Annotated in this window: 15 protein-coding genes; 8 read left to right on the top strand and 7 right to left on the bottom strand. The window is 75.1% G+C overall.

What is annotated here, in order from left to right; all coding sequences use genetic code 11:
- Positions 1 to 132 precede the first annotated feature (132 nt).
- The 4 genes from ABZY31_RS21735 to ABZY31_RS21720 all read left to right on the top strand — a co-directional run bounded on the left by ABZY31_RS21735 (position 133) and on the right by ABZY31_RS21720 (position 5250).
- Entirely contained in the window at positions 133 to 660 is a 528-nt protein-coding gene (locus tag ABZY31_RS21735) for a DUF6643 family protein (RefSeq protein WP_356412754.1), read from the top strand.
- A 108-nt stretch (positions 661 to 768) separates the two neighbouring features.
- A complete protein-coding gene (locus ABZY31_RS21730; RefSeq protein WP_356412753.1) occupies positions 769 to 1593 on the top strand; it encodes an MOSC N-terminal beta barrel domain-containing protein in 825 nt (274 codons plus the stop codon).
- 402 nt (positions 1594 to 1995) lie between these two features.
- Positions 1996 to 2613 (top strand): hypothetical protein, encoded by a 618-nt coding sequence (locus ABZY31_RS21725; RefSeq protein WP_356412751.1) that lies wholly within the window; start codon positions 1996 to 1998, stop codon positions 2611 to 2613.
- 141 nt (positions 2614 to 2754) lie between these two features.
- A complete protein-coding gene (locus tag ABZY31_RS21720; protein WP_356412749.1) occupies positions 2755 to 5250 on the top strand; it encodes a right-handed parallel beta-helix repeat-containing protein in 2496 nt (831 codons plus the stop codon).
- Here ABZY31_RS21720 and ABZY31_RS21715 read toward each other — a convergent pair.
- Positions 5201 to 7567 carry a hypothetical protein gene (locus ABZY31_RS21715; protein ID WP_356412783.1) on the bottom strand — a complete coding sequence of 789 codons (2367 nt, stop codon included), beginning with the start codon at positions 7565 to 7567 and terminating at the stop codon, positions 5201 to 5203. The genes ABZY31_RS21720 and ABZY31_RS21715 overlap by 50 nt on opposite strands.
- 283 nt (positions 7568 to 7850) lie before the next feature.
- Here ABZY31_RS21715 and ABZY31_RS21710 point away from each other — a divergent pair, with 283 nt between their 5' ends.
- Positions 7851 to 8327 carry an SRPBCC family protein gene (locus ABZY31_RS21710; protein ID WP_356412747.1) on the top strand — a complete coding sequence of 159 codons (477 nt, stop codon included), beginning with the start codon at positions 7851 to 7853 and terminating at the stop codon, positions 8325 to 8327.
- 34 nt (positions 8328 to 8361) lie between these two features.
- Here the strand turns inward: ABZY31_RS21710 and ABZY31_RS21705 are convergent, their stop codons facing one another.
- Entirely contained in the window at positions 8362 to 9489 is a 1128-nt protein-coding gene (locus tag ABZY31_RS21705; protein ID WP_356412745.1) for a PLP-dependent cysteine synthase family protein, read from the bottom strand.
- Positions 9490 to 9694: 205 nt separating this feature from the next.
- On the opposite strand from ABZY31_RS21705, the gene ABZY31_RS21700 reads away from it, so the two are divergent.
- Positions 9695 to 10267, top strand: coding sequence for an ATP-binding protein (locus tag ABZY31_RS21700; RefSeq protein ID WP_356412744.1), 573 nt, complete (start codon positions 9695 to 9697; stop codon positions 10265 to 10267).
- 58 nt (positions 10268 to 10325) lie between these two features.
- On the opposite strand, the gene ABZY31_RS21695 is transcribed toward ABZY31_RS21700, so the two are convergent.
- Together ABZY31_RS21695 and ABZY31_RS21690 are read right to left on the bottom strand one after the other, a co-directional pair.
- Positions 10326 to 11591: an ROK family protein gene (locus ABZY31_RS21695; protein ID WP_356412781.1), complete on the bottom strand. Its 1266-nt coding sequence runs from the start codon at positions 11589 to 11591 to the stop codon at positions 10326 to 10328.
- Positions 11592 to 11772: 181 nt separating this feature from the next.
- Positions 11773 to 12459 carry an alpha-ketoglutarate-dependent dioxygenase AlkB gene (locus ABZY31_RS21690; RefSeq protein WP_356412742.1) on the bottom strand — a complete coding sequence of 229 codons (687 nt, stop codon included), beginning with the start codon at positions 12457 to 12459 and terminating at the stop codon, positions 11773 to 11775.
- A gap of 36 nt (positions 12460 to 12495) precedes the next feature.
- On the opposite strand from ABZY31_RS21690, the gene ABZY31_RS21685 reads away from it, so the two are divergent.
- A complete protein-coding gene (locus tag ABZY31_RS21685; RefSeq protein ID WP_356412741.1) occupies positions 12496 to 13236 on the top strand; it encodes a maleylpyruvate isomerase family mycothiol-dependent enzyme in 741 nt (246 codons plus the stop codon).
- A gap of 60 nt (positions 13237 to 13296) precedes the next feature.
- Here ABZY31_RS21685 and ABZY31_RS21680 read toward each other — a convergent pair whose 3' ends face one another.
- Entirely contained in the window at positions 13297 to 14298 is a 1002-nt protein-coding gene (locus ABZY31_RS21680) for a spherulation-specific family 4 protein (protein WP_356412739.1), read from the bottom strand.
- A 193-nt stretch (positions 14299 to 14491) separates the two neighbouring features.
- On the bottom strand, positions 14492 to 15193 hold the full coding sequence (locus ABZY31_RS21675; RefSeq protein WP_356412738.1) for a TetR/AcrR family transcriptional regulator: 702 nt from the start codon (positions 15191 to 15193) through the stop codon (positions 14492 to 14494).
- Positions 15194 to 15407: 214 nt separating this feature from the next.
- Here ABZY31_RS21675 and ABZY31_RS21670 point away from each other — a divergent pair, with 214 nt between their 5' ends.
- Complete coding sequence (locus tag ABZY31_RS21670) at positions 15408 to 15869, top strand: nitroreductase family deazaflavin-dependent oxidoreductase (RefSeq protein WP_356412736.1); 462 nt, start codon at positions 15408 to 15410, stop codon at positions 15867 to 15869.
- Positions 15870 to 15893: 24 nt separating this feature from the next.
- On the opposite strand, the gene ABZY31_RS21665 is transcribed toward ABZY31_RS21670, so the two are convergent.
- Positions 15894 to 17210: a geranylgeranyl reductase family protein gene (locus tag ABZY31_RS21665; protein ID WP_356412780.1), complete on the bottom strand. Its 1317-nt coding sequence runs from the start codon at positions 17208 to 17210 to the stop codon at positions 15894 to 15896.
- Positions 17211 to 17391: the final 181 nt, after the last annotated feature.

Below are 17391 nucleotides of genomic sequence, written 5' to 3'. Positions count from 1 at the left end.
GTGGAAGCGACGAATCGTGCACGTGAACGTCAAGTGAAAGCCGGCCCGCTGACCTGCGAAGATGCAGGTCAGCGCGGTGTTGACGAGCCCTCGCTATGGACCCGGTGAAGTCGTGGGCTTAACTTATGTGCCATGACCTCCCCCCGCTCCACTTATGGCGGCGGTTACTACTCCGCGCCCTCCTTCCCGGACACCCCCATCTACGACTCCCTCGTCGCCGAACGCGGCACCCCCCAGATCGCGCCCATCCGCGTGCCGGCCGCCTACGACTCCATGGGCGGTGGCTACCAGGGGCACAACGCCCCGCAGGGCAACAACGGCTACTCGGGCGGATACCTGCCGGCGCTGCCGTCGGCCCTGCCCGCGCTGCCCGCGGCCCCGTCGCCGCAGCAGCCGGCCTACGGGTACCCGTACCAGCAGCAGGGCGCCCCCCAGCCGATGCCGCTGCACCACGCGCCCGCCCCGTACATCCCGCAGCAGCAGCCCGTCGCCGCCCGCGGTGGGTACGCGCCCCAGCCGCAGCAGCCGCGGCCGGTCGCCACGGCCACCGGCTACGAGGCCATGCGCCCGGCGGCGCCGCGGCCCGCCCAGGCCCAGGCTCCGGCGCAGTCGGGGTACGAGGACCAGTACGGCCGCCCGTACCAGGGGCGCGGCTACTGACGCCGCGGGGGAAGGTCGGCGTCCGGTGGTGACGGCGCCGGTGAACTGACGGCAAGAGCGGCCGATACCCGCTGGTATGCCGGCGGGGGCGACTGGAATGATGCCCCCATGACCACGATGCGTGTCCAGGAACTCCACGTCCACCCCGTCAAATCGGTGGCGGGGACCTCTCCCGACGAGGTGGCCGTGGAGCCCTGGGGCCTCGCCGGGGACCGGCGCTGGGCGGTGATCGACAGCGAGGGCCGCATCGTCACCCAACGCGAGCAGCCGCGCCTCGCGTTGGCCACGGCCCGCCCGCTGGAGAGCGGCGGTGTCGCACTGTCGGCCCCCGGTCTGGCGACGACCGTGGTGGAACCGCCCGCGCCCGGGCCGCTGGAGCCCGTCGTGCTGTTCGGGAAGAAGATCGACACCGTCGTCGCGGACGGCGCCGGGCACGCCTGGTTCAGCGAGTACCTCGGGTTCGCGGCCCGGCTGGTGCACCTCGACGACCCGGCCGTACGGCGGCCCGTGGACCCGGATTACGCGCTGCCTGGCGAAACGGTGAGCCTGGCCGACGCCTACCCGCTGCTGGTGGCCACCCAGGCGTCGCTCGACGCGCTCAACGAGCTGGTGGCGCAAGGGGATCACTCCGCCGAGGGGCCGCTGCCGATGAACCGTTTCCGGCCCAATGTGGTGGTTTCGGGAGCCGAGGCCTGGGCCGAGGACGCCTGGACGCGCGTCGCGATCGGCGACGCGGTCTTCCGCGGGGTCCGCGAGTGCGGCCGGTGCGTGATCACCACCACCGACCAGCGCACGGCGGAGCGCGGCAAGGAGCCGCTCAAGACCCTGGCCAAGCACCGGCGGATCGGGAAGTCGCTGGCCTTCGGACGGATGCTGGCCCCCGTGGAGCTGGGGACGGTCCGGGTCGGCGACGAGGTCCGCGTCCTCGGTTGAACCGCCCGGCGCGAGCGGCGCACGAGGCGGGCCCGAGCCGGCCCGACGAGGCTGGGCGGGCGCTGGGCCGACCCGCCCGGACACGGCGCGGCGCGGACGCGGCTCCTGACGGGTGCTCGAGTGCGGCCGCGGATGCGGTCCCTGACGGGGCCTCGGCTGCGTTCCGAGTCCGTTCGACCGTGTCCGGACCGACACCTTCGGGGGGCTCTGCGCGGGATCGGGAACCGAGCGGCACCGCGGCGCCGTTGTGCCGCATGAGATGTGCGTGACCGGTCGTCCGGCTGACCACCGGATCGGGTGACACGCGGATCGAGGTCCCGGAATGCGCGTCCGCGGGACATGGGCGAGGCTTGGACGCGCAGACAGACGGAGGCGAGGGGGTGCCCGACCGTGTGGACGGCCATGGGAGTCTGGCGCTGGCGGCGCAATCCGCTGCGCCGGCGGACGGATCTGATCGAAGCGTGGGTGGCCTTCGCCGCCCTGGTGTGCGTCCTGGTGGTGGTGCCGGCCGTCGGGTGGACGGCGGGTCTGCGGGTGGACGGGACCTTGCAGCGCGCCGCGCGCGAGCAGCGGCAGGAGCGGTACCTGATCCCGGCGGTCGTGCTCCGGCCCGCCGCTGATTCTCCGGGCGGGGCGGCTTCCCCGGGTGGGGCGGCCGCCGATCCCGCCGCGCAGCGGCAGTCCCCGCAGCGGACGGAGATCGTCGCCGCGTGGACCGCGCCGGACGGCACCAGCCACCGGGGCACGGTCCCGGCGGCACAGGAACCACCGCGTCCGGGCGACCGGTTCCGGATATGGACCGACACCCGCGGCCGGGTGGTGGGGCGTCCGCTGGACCCCTCGACCGCCGCCGTGCACGCCGGGCTGGTGGGCCTGGCCGCCGCGATCGGGGCGGCCGCGCTCGTGGAGACGCTCCGGCGCATGGTCGTACGCCGCCTCGTACATCGGCGGTACACGCGGCTGGACAGGGCCTGGGCGGCGGCCGGACCGGACTGGGGCCGGGCGGGCGCGGGCAGCTGACCTGGCGTCCCACCGGGCCCGCGCGCGCTACGGTGGACCGGCCGGCGCGGGCAGGGTCGCGAACGCGGGCCGTCGAGGGCCGGTCAGCCGCTTCGGCGCGCACGAGGGTCACGAGCACGAGGGTGGGGGCACGGCAGCACGATGGCACAGGGCACGGTCCAGGTGACGCACGGCGGGCCTTCGCGATGGCGGCGCCGCTCCGGTGAGTATCCGACGCTGACCGCGGCGCTCGCCGCCGCGGGCGACGGGGACGTCCTGTCCATCTCCCCCGGCACCTATCGCGAGAACCTGGTGCTGCACCACGCCGTCACCCTGCGCGGGTCCGAGGGCGGCGGCCCGGGTTCGGTGCGCATCGCCCCGCCCGACGGGGTGGCGCTGACCGTGCGGGCCTCCGCGATCGTCCAGGACCTACACCTGGAGGGCCAGGACCGGGCGGCTCCCGCGCTGCTCGTCGAGGACGGCTCCCCCGAACTCACCGACCTGCGGGTGAGCACCCGGTCGGCGGCCGGCATCGAAGTGCGCGGCGGCGCCCGGCCCGTGGTGCGCCGGTGCACCGTCGAGAACCCGACGGGAGTCGGCATCTCCGTCATCGACGGCGGCGGCGGGGTGTTCGAGGAGTGCGAGGTGGTGTCCGCCGGCCAGACCGGCGTCTCGGTGCGCGGCGGCGGCCACCCCCGCCTGGAGCGCTGCCGGATCCACCACAGCACCGGCGCCGGCATCGGCGTGACCGGCGAGGGCTCGGGCCTGGACGCGCTGGGCTGCGAGGTCTACGAGATCAAGGGCACCGGCGTGCAGATCGCCGCCCGGGCCACGGCCCGGCTCACCGACTGCTCGGTGCACCGCACCTCGGCGGACGGGGTCACCCTGGACACGGACGCCGTGCTGGCGTTGGCGGGCTGCGACATCCACGACATTCCCGAGAACGCCGTGGACCTGCGCTCCCGTTCGGTGCTGACCCTCAGCCGCACCACCGTGCGCCGGTTCGGCCGCAACGGCCTGTCGGTGTGGGATCCGGGCACCCGGGTGGACGCCGAATCCTGCGAGATCCATGACAGTACGGGCGACTATCCGGCGGTGTGGGTCAGCGACGGAGCCGCCGCCTCGCTCGACTCCTGCCGCGTCCACGACGTGCCGGACGCCCTCTTCGTGCTGGACCGGGGTTCGCGCGTGGACGTGGTCGACAGCGACCTGTCCCAGGTGCGCAACACCGCCGTGTCCGTCAGCGACGGCGCCACCGCGCAGCTCGACGACTGCCGGATCCGGGAGGCGGCCACCGGGGCCTGGTTCCGCGACCACGGGAGCGGCGGCACGCTGGCGAACTGCACCATCGACGCGGTACAGACCGGCGTGATCGTCACCAAGGGCGCGGACCCCACGCTGGAGCGGTGCACCGTCAGTTCCGCCGCCGAGGCCGGGTTCTACGTGTCGGCGGGCGGCCGGGGCACCTTCCACGCCTGCCGGGTGAGCGGCAGCACCGGCTTCGGTTTCCACGTCATCGACGGCTGCCGGACCTCACTGACCCGCTGCCACACCGAGCGGTGCGCGCGCGGGGGCTACGAGTTCGCCGAGGAGGGCCCGCTCTCCGAGGACTGCACGAGCGACGAGGCGGCGGTGCGCGCCGGGGTGCTGGGGACGGCGTCCGCGGCGGGCGCGGGCCCCGCCGCGGGCACCGGCGCGGGAGCACGGGGCGGCGTACCCGCGACGGCTCGGGCGGCCGCCGACGCGGCGCAGGCCCCGGGCGGCGGTCCGGCCCGGTCGGAGGCGGTGGTTCCGGGGCAGCGCGCCGGGGACGCGGAGGGGACGCCCGGCAGCGCGGCTCGCGGCTCGGGCGAGGTCCTGGGGCAGCTCGACGCCCTCGTGGGCCTGGAGAGCGTCAAGCGCGAGGTCCGCGCCCTGACGGACATGATCGAGGTGGGCCGCCGCCGGCAGCGCGCGGGCCTGAAGGCCGCCTCCGTCCGCCGCCACCTGGTCTTCACCGGTTCCCCCGGGACCGGCAAGACCACCGTGGCGCGGCTGTACGGGGAGATCCTGGCCTCGCTCGGGGTGCTGGAGCGGGGCCACCTGGTGGAGGTGTCCCGGGTCGACCTGGTCGGCGAGCACATCGGGTCCACGGCGATCCGGACCCAGGAGGCCTTCGACCGGGCCCGGGGCGGGGTCCTGTTCATCGACGAGGCGTACGCGCTGGCTCCGGAGGACTCGGGCCGTGACTTCGGGCGCGAGGCGATCGACACCCTGGTGAAGCTGATGGAGGACCACCGGGAGGCGGTGGTGGTCATCGTCGCCGGGTACACGGCGGAGATGGACCGGTTCCTCACCGTCAACCCCGGGGTGGCATCGCGTTTCTCCCGGACCATCACCTTCGGGGACTACGGGCCCGAGGAGCTGCTGCGGATCGTCGAACAGCAGGCCGAGGAGCACGAGTACCGCCTGGGCGAGGGCACGACCGAGGCACTGCTCGCGTACTTCACCCAGCTGCCGAAGGGTCCCGCCTTCGGCAACGGCCGCACCGCCCGCCAGACCTTCGAGTCCATGGTCGAGCGGCACGCCGGCCGGGTGGCCCAGCTGGCCGAGCCCACGACCGACGACCTCACCCTGCTGTTCGCGGCGGACCTTCCGCTGCTGCCGGCTCCCTGCTGACCGCACGGCCGGGCCCGCCCTCCCCCGCCGAACCGGAGCCGAGGACGAGGCGGGCCAGCAGCGCGGCGCGTTCGGCGGCGAAGGCGGGATCGGCCTGGTAGTCGCAGTGGCCGAGGACGGGCGCGGGCAAGGGGTGCCGGGCGGTACGTCCGTACGCGACCGGGTCGGCCAGCGGCCCGCGGTCCACGTCCTCCACCAGGACCGGACCGCCGATCGGGTCGGTGGCGCGCCAGAGGTTGCGCCAGCACTCCACCTCGCGGTGCAGCGCGGTGAGCGGACCGGGCCCGAAGTAGGCGGGGAACCAGCGGCCGTAGAGCCTGGCCAGCGGTGACCCGTAGGTCAGCAGCGCGACCCGGCTCCGGACCTGCGGCGGCAGCTGCCAGACGGCGGCGGCCGCGAGCATACTGCCCTGGGAGTGACCGGAGATGACCAGGCGGCCGCCGGTCCGGTCGGTCCAGGTGGTCATCCGCCAGGTCAGGTCGGGGACGGCGCGCTCGGCGTAGCAGGGCGGGGCGAAGGGGTGCGCCGCGCGCGGCCAGAAGGTGCCCACGTCCCAGAGGATCCCGATGGTCCGGCGGGCGGAGGGGTCCTTGTAGGCGCGGCGGCCCAGGGTGACGAAGAGGACGAAGCCGAAGCCGACCAGCCAGGACCCGGCGTCCTGGGCGCCGCGGGCGGCGGCCTCCAGGAGGGGCGAGCCGTGCCGGGCGGCGTCGCCCGGGTCCCGGCCGCTGAGCCAGGCGCCGGCCACCGCGCCCGCGCCGAGGAGCAGCGTGACGGTGGAGATCGCGCCGACGAACCAGGGGGCCGAGTCGGTCAGGGCCGCCGCGGCCCGGGCGCCCGCGATCCGGCGGCTGCGCGCCCGGTCGGGCACCGCTCCCGGGTACTCGGCGGCGACGGTGGCGGCCATCGCGCGCCGGGCGCGGGCGCCGCGCGCCCCGAACCAGCAGGCGGCCAAGAGGAGTACGAGGAGCAGCGGCGGCAGGACGGCGGCCTGCCAGGACAGCAGCACGGGCGGCCCGGCCACCTCGCCGGCGCCCGGCGCCGTACGCCCCACCGCCCCCAGGGCTGTGCTTCCCGCCGCAGCGCTCCCCGGTCCCGGAGCGCCGGTGTCCGCCAGCCAGTCGCCCACGCGCTGCGCGACCCCGCCGGACAGCACCCCGCCGAGCGCGCAGCCGAGCATCGCCACGGCGGGGCCGCCGAGCCCGCGCAACGCGCCTCCCGTGCCCCGGCGGTGCAGGTGCGCGGCCACGGCGGCGAGGGCCAGCACGCAGCCGCCCTGGGCCAGCGCGAGCGCCCCGAAGACGGCGTCCCCGGGGAGGCGGCCGGTGGAGGTCCAGCCCGGCCGGGACCAGCAGGCGTAGCAGAGCACGGCGGCCAGCAGGGCCAGCGCGCAGCCCGGGAGTACGGCGACCACCGCGCGGTCGGGGCGGTGGTCGGCGCGGTGTTCGGTGCGCCCGCGCCGGCACACCACCCAGAGCACGACGGCGCCCCCGGTCACGAGGAGCGCCTGTGCGGCCCGCCCCGCCGCGGCGGGCAGCGCGGCTCCGGCCGCCTGGGCGTCGTAGCGCAGGGTCGGGACCAGCACGGCCGCCGCGACGGTGAGCAGTCCGGCGGCGGTGTGGGCGGCGCGCAGCCGGGCCACCAGCCGTCGCCCGTACCAGAATCCGGGCCGGCCGAGCGCGGGGGCGCCGCCCTCCACGCCGTCCTCGGCCTCGTCGGGCTCGGGTGCGGCCGGGGGCGGCGGCTGGGACTCGTACGCGCTCCACGTGCGGTTCGAGAGGTACCAGAGCAGCCAGGTCAGCCCCGCTGGGACCAGCGCGCCCAGGGCGAGGCGCCGTCCCGGCTGCGACCACCAGCCGCCGCGCTCGGGCGAGAGGACCGCGAGCCAGGAACGGGAGGCGGCGCAGCGCGCCGAGCCCGCGCACTGCCAGGCGAACAGGTCGAGGGAGACCTCGCAGGCGGCGGCGATCAGCAGGACGGTGAGGCTCAGCGCGACCGTCCGGACGAGGAGGCCGTACGCGCGCACCGCGCGGGCGGCTCCGGCGGGCGCGGGCGGCCGGGCCCAGTGGGCGAGGTTGGCCACCATGAAGGGCAGGAGCAGCAGCCACAGCGCGCGGGCGCCGTTCCCGGAGGTGAGCCGGGACCAGCAGTAGACCTCGGGCACCGGGCGGCCGGTGTAGCGCTCGGGGTGGGCCTCCGCGTCGGCGTCCTCGGTGCGCCGGAAGACGGCGGCGGTGGAGTCGCCGGTGACGCGGACGGTGCGGGGGTCGCCGAGGAGTTCCCCGGGGGCGGCGCCCGCGACTCCGTGGACCAGCAGTTCGAGGGCGAGCGGTTTCGCGGCCGTACCCGGCGCGTGTCCGGAGGCCGGCGAAGGGGCGGCGGGGCGGGGACGGGACGTGGGGATGTCCGGCACGGTGGCCTCCACTCTCGGGGCGGCTGCGGCCCCGGTCCAGCATCCCGCGAGCGGGACCGGCTGCCCAGCACCCGGAGGGCTGACGCAGACAACTGACGGCCGGACAGTTAGGGTGTCGCGCACCGGCGGCCGGCCGGACCGTGCCCGCCCATCGCCCTTCCCCCTCACCCGCCACAGGAGTTGCGTCATGGCTCGCCGACTGCGCCCCGTGGGGCTGGACTTCACCGACACCGCCCCGATACGCCTCGTGTACACGGCCGAGGCGGCCGCTTCGCCGGACGCGGTGTACCGGGCGCTGGCCGAGGAGGTGACGGGCTGGCCGTCCTGGTTCAGGGCGGTCACCCTCGCCCGGCCGACGCACGGCGGCGCGGGGCGGGAGATCGGACTCGTCGGCGGTGTGCGCTTCCAGGAGACGGTCATGGCCGCCGACGCGGGACGCCGCTACGCCTACCGGGTGGACCGGACCAACGTCCCCGGTGTGCGGGCCCTGCTGGAGGAGTGGCTGCTGAGCGCCTCCGGCTCCGGCACCCGGGTCCGGTGGACCTTCGCGGCGGACGGCTCGGCGCCCTTCCGGCTGGGTCTGGCGGCCGCCCGGCCGGGGCTGGGGCACTCGTTCCGCACGGCGGTCCGCACCCTGGACGGCCGGCTGGCGGCAGCCCGGTAGCCGTTCGCCGGTCCGCACGCCCGCGGTGCCGGGCTCAGGCGGCGGGTTCGTGCCAGGCGCCCGAGTCCAGCAGGGTCTCGATGGTCTTCGCGTACGGGGCGAGGTCCATGCCCTGGGCGGCGACCCAGCCGTCCGAGTAGTACTTGTCCAGGTAGCGCTCGCCCGGATCGCACAGCAGGGTGACGACGCTGCCCCTGCGGCCGTCGGCCACCATCTCGGCGATGATCTTCAGCGCGCTCCACAGGCCGGTGCCCGTCGAGCCGCCCGCCTTGCGGCCGATGGCCCGTTCCAGCGCACGGCAGGCCGCGACGCTCGCGGCGTCCGGCACCTTCATCATCCGGTCGATCGCGCCGGGCACGAAGCTCGGCTCCATGCGCGGGCGGCCGATGCCCTCGATGCGCGAGCCGCAGTCGCTGCTCGCGTCCGGGTCGTGGTGCGTCCAGCCGTCGAAGAAGCAGGAGTTCTCCGGGTCCGGCACGCAGACGCGGGTGTCGTGCTGCATGTAGCGCACGTAGCGGGCGATGGTCGCGGAGGTGCCGCCGGTGCCGGCGGTGGCGACGATCCAGGTGGGCTCGGGGTACCGCTCCAGGCGCAGCTGCTGGTAAATCGATTCCGCGATGTTGTTGTTGCCCCGCCAGTCGGTGGCGCGCTCGGCGTAGGTGAACTGGTCCATGTAGTGGCCGCCGGTCTGCGCCGCCAGCGCCGCCGACTCCTCGTACATCTTCATCGGGTCGTCCACGAAGTGGCAGGTCCCGCCGTGGAATTCGATCAGCCGGCACTTCTCCGGGCTGGTCGTGCGCGGCATGACGGCGATGAACGGGACCCCGATCAGCTTGGCGAAGTACGCCTCGGAGACGGCGGTGGAGCCGGAGGAGGCCTCGATCACCGGACGTCCGGGGCGGATCCAGCCGTTGCAGAGGGCGTACAGGAACAGCGACCGGGCGAGGCGGTGCTTGAGCGAGCCGGTGGGGTGGGTCGACTCGTCCTTGAGGTACAGGTCGATCCCCCACTCCTCCGGGAGCGGGAAGCGCAGCAGGTGGGTGTCGGCGGAGCGGTTGGCATCGGCCTGGACCTTGCGGACGGCTTCTTTCAGCCAGGCCCGGCAGGCGGCGTCGCTGCGGTCGATGTCAACGGTGGTGGCCGTGGTACCGGTGGTGCTCATGCGCCGTGCTCCTTCGTGCGTACTGCTTCCGCGCTCCCCCTGCTTTCGCAATGTACCCCCCTCACCTGCACAAACAGTCACTTTGGGGTTCCATGCGCTTTCCTTTTGGTTGCTTTCGGTTGCACGGGGGCGGACGGTGGGTGACTCTGGTGGGGCGTCACAGAGGGTGCAGCACCCGTAACACTCATGTCGGGGAGTCGCAGCCGTGATAAGTCATCCACGCAGGCACTGCGTCGTCGCACTGCAGGCCCTGCCACCGCGGATCGGCCAGGTCCGCCGCATCATTTCGGCACAATTGCGCCACTGGCAGCTCGACCCGCTCATAGACCGGGCCGCGCTCGGCGTGACGGAACTGCTCAGCAACGTCCACCGCCACGCCGAGCCGGACAAGGCCTGCCGGGTCGAGATCGAGCTGCGCCTCGGCAGGCTCACCGTCTCGGTCCACGACAACGATCCGCGGCTGCCCGTCAGCCGGGACGCGGACCCGCTGGAGACCTGCGGGCGCGGTCTCGCCCTGATAGCGGCGGTCAGCGAGTCCTGGGGCGCCCGGCCGCAGCCGGACAGCGCGGGAAAGGTCGTCTGGTTCTCGCTCCGGGCGGCCCCCGCCCCCGCTGCGCCCGCGCGTCCCGTAAGGATCCGTCCCGTGCCGCTCCGGCGGCCGACGGCGCCGCCGGTCACCGCCGAGCCGCTCGTGCAGCCGGTGGCGGCCGCGGTGGACCAGGGGGTGCCGGTGGCCGAACCCGCGCGGGTGGGCGCGCTGGGCGCCGTACCGGGTTGACCGTGGCCGGCCCTCGCGCCGGTCCCCCGGCAGCGGGACCGGGCGCGGTGCGCCGGGATCAGGCCGCCGCCCCCAGGGCGCCGAGCGGGTCGTCCAGGACCGGCTGCCACGCCAGCTCCGCGGCGCCGACCAGGCTGTTGTGGTCCAGGGTGCACGGCAGGATCGGCACGCCGCCGCTGCGGCCCCAGAGGCTGCGGTCCGCGACCACCGCGCGCAGCCGGTCCGGGTCGGCCTGGAGCAGCTCTCGGTGGAGCCCGCCCAGGATGATCCGGTCCGGGTTCAGGATGTTCACGAGCCCGGCCAGCCCCAGCCCGAGGCGGTCGATGAGTTCCTCCGCCGCCGCCCGTACCGAGGGGTCGGCGTACTCCGCGCGCAGCAGGTCACGGGCCTGCTGGAGGAGCGAGACCGCGGGCCCCGGGACGCGGCCGGCCGCCGTCAGGAAGGCCAGCGGGTCCGCTTCCACGTCCAGGCAGCCGCGGCTGCCGCAGTGGCAGGCCCGGCCCTCCGGGTTCACCGTGAGATGGCCTACTTCCAGGGCCAGGCCCGAACTCCCGCTGTGCAGGCGCCCGTCGAGGACCAGCGCGCCGCCGACCCCGCGGTGGCCGGTGGCCACGCAGAGCAGGTGCTGTGCGCTGCGCCCGGCGCCGTGGCGGTGCTCGGCGAGCGCGGCGAGGTTGATGTCGTTGCCGGTCAGGGCCGGGCCCTCGATCCCCGCCGCCCGGACGCACCGCGCGAAGATCGAGCGCACCGGCGAACCGGCGGGCCAGGCCAGGTGCAGCGGGTTGAGCGCCGTTCCCTCCGGCTCCGCGACCGCCGACGGCACGGCGAGACCCGCGCCGACGCACCGGCGACCGCTGCTCGCGAGCAGCGCGGCGCCCGCCTCGACGACCGCGCCGAGCACCTGGGCCGGGTCGGCGGAGACCTTCACCTGCCCGGGGGCGGTGGCCACGATGCGGCCGCCGAGGCCGACCAGCGCGGCGCGGAAGCCGTCCGGGTGGACCTGCGCGGCCAGGACGACGGGCCCGTTCTCGTCCACCGACAGCCGGTGCGAAGGGCGGCCCTGGGTGCCGCCGGCCCCACCGGGGCGGGAATCGACGCGGATCAGGCCGAGGGCCTCCAGCTCGGCGGCGACGGCTCCGGCGGTGGCGCGGGTCACGCCCAGCTCGGCCGTGAGGACCGCCCGGGTCGGGGCCCGCCCGGTGTGCACCAGCTCCAGCGCCGGGCCGAGCGCGCCGCGGCCCCGCTCCAGCTTGGTGCGGGCGGACGTCGTACCCGGCTCGGTGGCCGGACCGGTGGCCGCGTCCGTCCGCGCGTCCGGGCTCATGTCGGCGTCCGCGCTCGTGCCCCTGCCCGTGGCCGTCCTCGTGCCCGGAGCCGCGGCCCGGGTGGCGTCGGTGGTCGGGTCCGGGAGCGGGCCGGTGGTCACATCCCCCACCCGCCGCGGGGCCGTGTTGCCGTTCATGACAGCGATCCTCGCATGAGCGGCAGGCCGCGGACGCCGCCCTTCAGCCGAGGCCGCCGACGCGCAGGGTGATGTTCAGCCGCCCGGTCAGGCCCAGCGCGGGCGGAGCCGTGCCCGGCAGGACCTTGGGCACCGAGTGGAAGGCCCTGCGGGCGGGACCGCCGAACACGAACAGGTCGCCGCTGCGCAGTTCCACGTCCTGGTACGGGCGGCCGCGCGAGACGGTGTTGCCGAAGCGGAAGACGCAGCTGTCGCCCAGGCTCAGCGAGACCACGGGGGCCGGGGAGCGCTCCTCGGCGTCGCGGTGCATGCCCATGCGGGCGCCGGCGTCGTAGAAGTTGATCAGGGCGATGTCGTACGCCGGCGCTCCGCCCGGGGGTACGGGCTCCACCGCCGCCACGGCCGCGGCCTCCCGGCCCAGCTCCGCGAGCCAGGCGGGCATCGGCTTCACCGGCGCCCCGTCGCCGTCCACGACGGTGCGGGCGTAGCCGTACGGGTACCAGTGCAGCCCGAGGCAGACCTGGCGGGCGGTCATCGCGCCGCCGCCGGGGGTCCGGACCGTGCGCAGACCGGCGGGCGGGCGGGCCCACTCGCGGCAGGCGGCCAGCAGGGCGAGCTGGCGGTCGATGCCGAGCCAGTCGGGCACGTGGACCGCGCCGGGCGCGATCTCGGTCCGCTCGCGCGGGAAGAGTTCGGGGGTGGGTCGCGAAGGGGGGAGTGGCCGCTCCATCTCCCCATTGTCAGTGCTCGCTGGCACACTCGCCGCATGGAGATCATCGAGCACGTGAAGACGCTGGACCGGGACGGCCGGCTGCTCGCCGACGCGGCCGAACAGGCGGGCCCGGACGCCCCGGTGCCGTCCTGTCCCGAGTGGCGGGTGGCCGACCTGCTGCGGCACACGGGGGCGGTCCACCGCTGGGCGGCGGGGTTCGTCGCGGGCGCCCTGCCCGAGCCCGTGCCGTTCCCCGACGCCCCCGAGCTGACCGGCGCGCCGCTGGTGAGCTGGTTCCGCGAGGGGCACGCGGCACTGATACGGACGCTGACCGACGCCCCGGCGGACGTGCGGTGCTGGACCTTCCTGCCGACGGAGCCGCCCTCCCCGCTGGCGTTCTGGGCGCGCCGCCAGGCCCATGAGACGGCGGTGCACCGGATGGACGCGGAGGGCGCGCTGGGCACGGCTTTCACGCCGGTGGATCCGGCGTTCGCGGCCGACGGGGTGGACGAGGTGCTCACCGGGTTCCATGCGCGACCGCGCAGCCGGGTGCGCACCCCGGAGCCGCGGGTGCTGCGGCTGCGCACCTCCGACACGGGCGAGGCCTGGACCGTACACCTGTCGGGCGAGCCCGCCCGTACGGTCCGGGGGGACGCCGGTCCGGCGGACTGCGAGGTGACGGGTGAGGCGGCGTGGCTGTACACGGCCCTGTGGAACCGCACCCCGCTGGACGGTCCCGGCATCAGCGGCGACGCGTCACTGGCGCGGCTGTGGCGGGAGACGGCGGGGATCTGAGCCACCGACAGGTCTCGCTCGCGGGGCGGGGCGGAGTCGGGGGCGGCTCGGGGTCGGAGGTCAGCCGAGGGTGCTCGCGTACGTGGTCTGGGGGCGGAACCTCCAGTCCGGCGGGGCGTTCCAGGGGTTGGGCATGGCCGTGCTGGTCGCGTAGGCGTAGCCCGCCCCGCGGGTGAAGGCCGTCCGGAGGGTGGCGTGCATCGCGGGGGCGTCCGGGACGTCGTGGACCAGGTGCCAGAAGGCGGTGCCGCTCGGGTCGAGTTCGGCGCCCGCCCGGTAGCCGGTCCCCTCGTTGAAGACGTTGCCCCCGAGCCAGCCGCCTCCGGTGTAGGCGGCGTAGGTGTCCTCGAAGGTCACGAAGACGTCTGCGGTGCGGTGTCCGGGTTCGAGGTAGCAGTCGGCGATGGCCGTGCCGGGGTTGTCGACCACCAGGTCGGGGACGGTGGGGTCGACCGCCCGCATCGCGTCCTGGACGTAGCGGTGGTAGTCGGCGTAGAGGTCGCGGGTCGCGTTGGCCGGGCCGCAGTCACGGCTGACGACGTCGAAGAAGATGCCGTCCACATGGAGCAGGCCGTCGGGGGTCCTGAGGTAGTGGTCCACGGAGGCCCTGACCTCGGCCGGGGGCCGGTTGCCGTGGTCGGTGTGGACGTAGCCGAGGACTTTGGTGCGCTCTCCGTTGGCAGTGGTGCCGCCCCTCAGCACATCGGCCCGGGCCTGCCAGGGAGCGTCGAAGGGCGCGTCGCCGTTGCCGGGGTTGAGGACGACGACGGACGCGGCCGGGCCGGTGGCCGTCAGCTCGTCCAGCATCGGGTCGTCCGCCCACACGTACGCCGGCACCGCGACGTCCAGGCCGCGCACCCCGGGTAACCGGGGCCGGACCGGCTCGTTCGGGCCGGGGGTCGGAGCGGGGACGGGGCCGGACGCCCGCGGACCCGCCTGCGCGGCGGCCCCGGAGCCCTGCCCCGGGCCCGCCGCGGCCGAGCAGATCGCCGGCGCGGGAGCGGCGAGGGCGACGACCATCAGGACGGCGTAGAGGGACCTCGATGCGCGAGTCGTGGCCATGGCGTTTCTTCCTCCGGCAGGCGTTTGGGCGACTGGGCACCGACGCGAGGAAGACTAGACGCGCCGCCGAGCGGGGGCGGCAGAATCGGTTCGCTTGATGTGAGGAACAGACAAGCGACTTGTCACCTTGTCATGTGATCTTCATCGGGGCGGCGCCCCTGCGGTGTTCCTGCCCCGTGCCCCCGGTCGCAGGTCACTTGCCGGGCGGGACCGGAAGGCCCACCTCGTGGGCGAGTCGTCCCGCCGCGTGCTCGAAGAACGCCTCGCGCTCCTCGACCACCCGGTGGAACTGGCCGAACAGTTCGAACGAGATCAGCCCCACCAGCTGCGCCCAGGCCGCGACCAGGGCGGGCGCGGCCTCGGGCGGCAGCCCGGGGGCGAAGTCCTCGGCCATCCGCTCCGCCTCCGCGCGCAGCACCGGCGCGAGGGGAGGCAGGGCGAGGCCGGGGCCCTCGTAGGCGGCGCGGACGATCGAGATGAGGACGTTGCCGACCCGGGAGGCGGGAGCGACGGTGGAGTCGGGGGCGGCGTAGCCGGGGACCGGCGATCCGTAGATCAGCGCGTACTCGTGCGGGTGCGCGAGGGCCCAGGCGCGCACCGCCCGGCAGACCGAGAGCCAGCGCTCGCGGGGCGGAGCGGCGACGGTACGGGCGTGCGCGCCCTCGGCGGCTGCGCCGAGGCTGTCGTAGGCATCCACGATGAGCGCGGTGAGCAGGTCGTCGCGGCTGGGGAAGTAGCGGTACAGGGCGGAGGAGACCATGCCCACCTCGCGGGCGACGGCTCGCAAGGAGAGCTTGGCGGCTCCCTCGGCGGCCAGTTGGCGGCGCGCCTCGTCCTTGATGGCGGCGGTGATCTCGGTACGGGCCCGCTCCCGGGCCCCACGCACGGTGCTCATGGGGATCAGTGTGGCATGGAGGTGAGCGGCGCCCACAAACGCGACCCTCGCTCTCATTCGAGAGCACTGCTCTTGCTTTGATGCGGCGATCCGTGCACACTGATCTCAAGCGAGAGCGGTGCTCTCGAAAGGGAGGGGAGCACCCGCCCGTACAGGCCAGCCAGCCAATCTCGACCCACTAACCAACCGACCAGCCAGACCACCGGAGGCCGCCATGAGCACGCCCGCCCCCTACTACCTGAAGGCCAGCGCCTTCGAGACCCGGTTCAACGCCCTGTTCGGCAGGCTGGCCCGGCTGGGCATCAGTCTCGCGGGCACCGCGGAGCTGTCCGTCCGCGGCCGTACGTCCGGCGAGATGCGGCGCATCCCGGTGAACCCGTACACCGCTGCCGACGGCGTCCAGCACCTGGTCTCCGCCCGCGGCCACTCCCAGTGGGTGCGCAATATGCGGGCCGCCGGCGGCGGCGAACTCCGCGTGGGCCGCCGGGTCCGCACGTTCACCGCGGTCGAGCTGACCGACCCGGCCGAGAAGGCCGTCGTCCTGCGCGGCTACCTCGTGAAGTGGGGCTGGGAGGTCAACCGGTTCTTCCGCGGCGTGACCGCGCGCTCCTCCGAGGAGGAACTGCGCGCGGCCGCCGCCGACCACCCGGTCTTCCGCCTGACGGTCTCGGACTGATCCGCCCCCGCCGCCCTCCGGTGCCTACGCCTCTTCCTGGCCCTGCGTCTGCGTCTGCCCCTGCGTCTGCGTCTGCGCCGGTGCCTGCTTCACTGCCTGCGTCTGCGCCCGGGCGTGCGATGCCTCTGCCTGCGCCCGGCCCTCCCTGCGGTCCATCGCGTGCAGCGCCTTGCGGGCCAGGGGGTACGTACGCACCAGGTCGGCCAGGTTCGTCGCACCCTGGGTGATCCGGGCGAAGGCCCGCCACGCGGGACCGAAGCCGATGAGCGCGGCGTGCAGAATGCCCGGCCGGGTCACGAAGACGCCCAGCATCCGCCGGCCGACCCCCATCTCCACGCCGAGCCCGGCCTTGACGGCGAAGGCGTAGTTGAGGGCCTGGCGCCGCGCGTCCACCGCGTCCGGCGCCTCGGAGATCTTCACGGCCCACTCCCCCGCGAGCCGCCCCGAGCGCAGGGCGAAGGAGATGCCCTCCCGGGTCCACGGCTCCAGCAGTCCGGCCGCGTCACCCGCGACCAGGACCCGGCCGCGCGAGAGCGGCGACTGGGCCGTGCGGCAGCGGGTGAGGTGCCCGGAGGAGACGGAGGGCTCGAAACCGGCCAGGCCGAGCCGCGCGATGAAGTCCTCCAGATAGCGCTTGGTCGCCGCCCCCTCGCCCTTCGCCGAGATCACGCCGACGGTGAGGACGTCGTCCTTGGGGAAGACCCAGCCGTAACTGCCGGGCAGGGGGCCCCAGTCGATCAGGACCCGCCCCTTCCAGTCCTCGGCCACGGCGGGCGGGACCGGGATCTCCGCTTCCAGGCCCAGGTCGACCTGGTCCATTTCGACCCCGACATGGGCGCCGATCCGGCTCGCGCTGCCGTCCGCGCCGATCACGGCGCGGCCCAGGACGACTTCGCCGTCCGACAGCACCACGGCGACGGTGCGCCGGTCGGGCACCGCCGGGCCGTGCTGCTCGACGCGCGAGACGGCCGTGCCGGTGCGGACGGTCGCGCCCGCCTTCTCGGCCTCGGCGACCAGCCCGGCGTCGAACTCGGCGCGGTTGACGAGTCCGAACAGCATGTTCTTGGAACGGCGGGTGCGCGTCAGCTTGCCATTGAGGGAGAAGGTGACCGCGTGGATGCGGTCCTTGAACGGCAGCGCGAAGCCCGGCGGCAGCGCGTCCCGCGAGGGCCCGATGATCCCGCCGCCGCAGGTCTTGTACCGCGGCAGTTCGGCCTTCTCCAGCAGCAGCACCCGGCGGCCCGCACCGGCGGCGGCGTGCGCGGCCGAGGCACCGGCCGGTCCGGCGCCGACGACGATCACGTCCCAGACCTCGTCCGCCCCTTCCGGCTCCCCGGGCACCTCGGCGGTCGCTTCCGCCGCTTCGCCCGGCTCCCGCGCGTCCTGCCCCGCGTCGCCGGCCTTGTCCGTGCCGCCCGCGCGGTCCGCGCGGTCCGCGGTACCCGCCTCGTCCGCGCTACCCGCGTCGTCCGCGTTGTCCGCGCCGTGTACGTCGTCGCTGCTCACGATGTGCTGCTGCTCC

The organism is Streptomyces sp. NPDC006529 (genome assembly GCF_040611795.1).
GTDB lineage: Bacteria > Actinomycetota > Actinomycetes > Streptomycetales > Streptomycetaceae > Streptomyces.
This window is presented reverse-complemented; position numbering and strand designations above follow the sequence as displayed.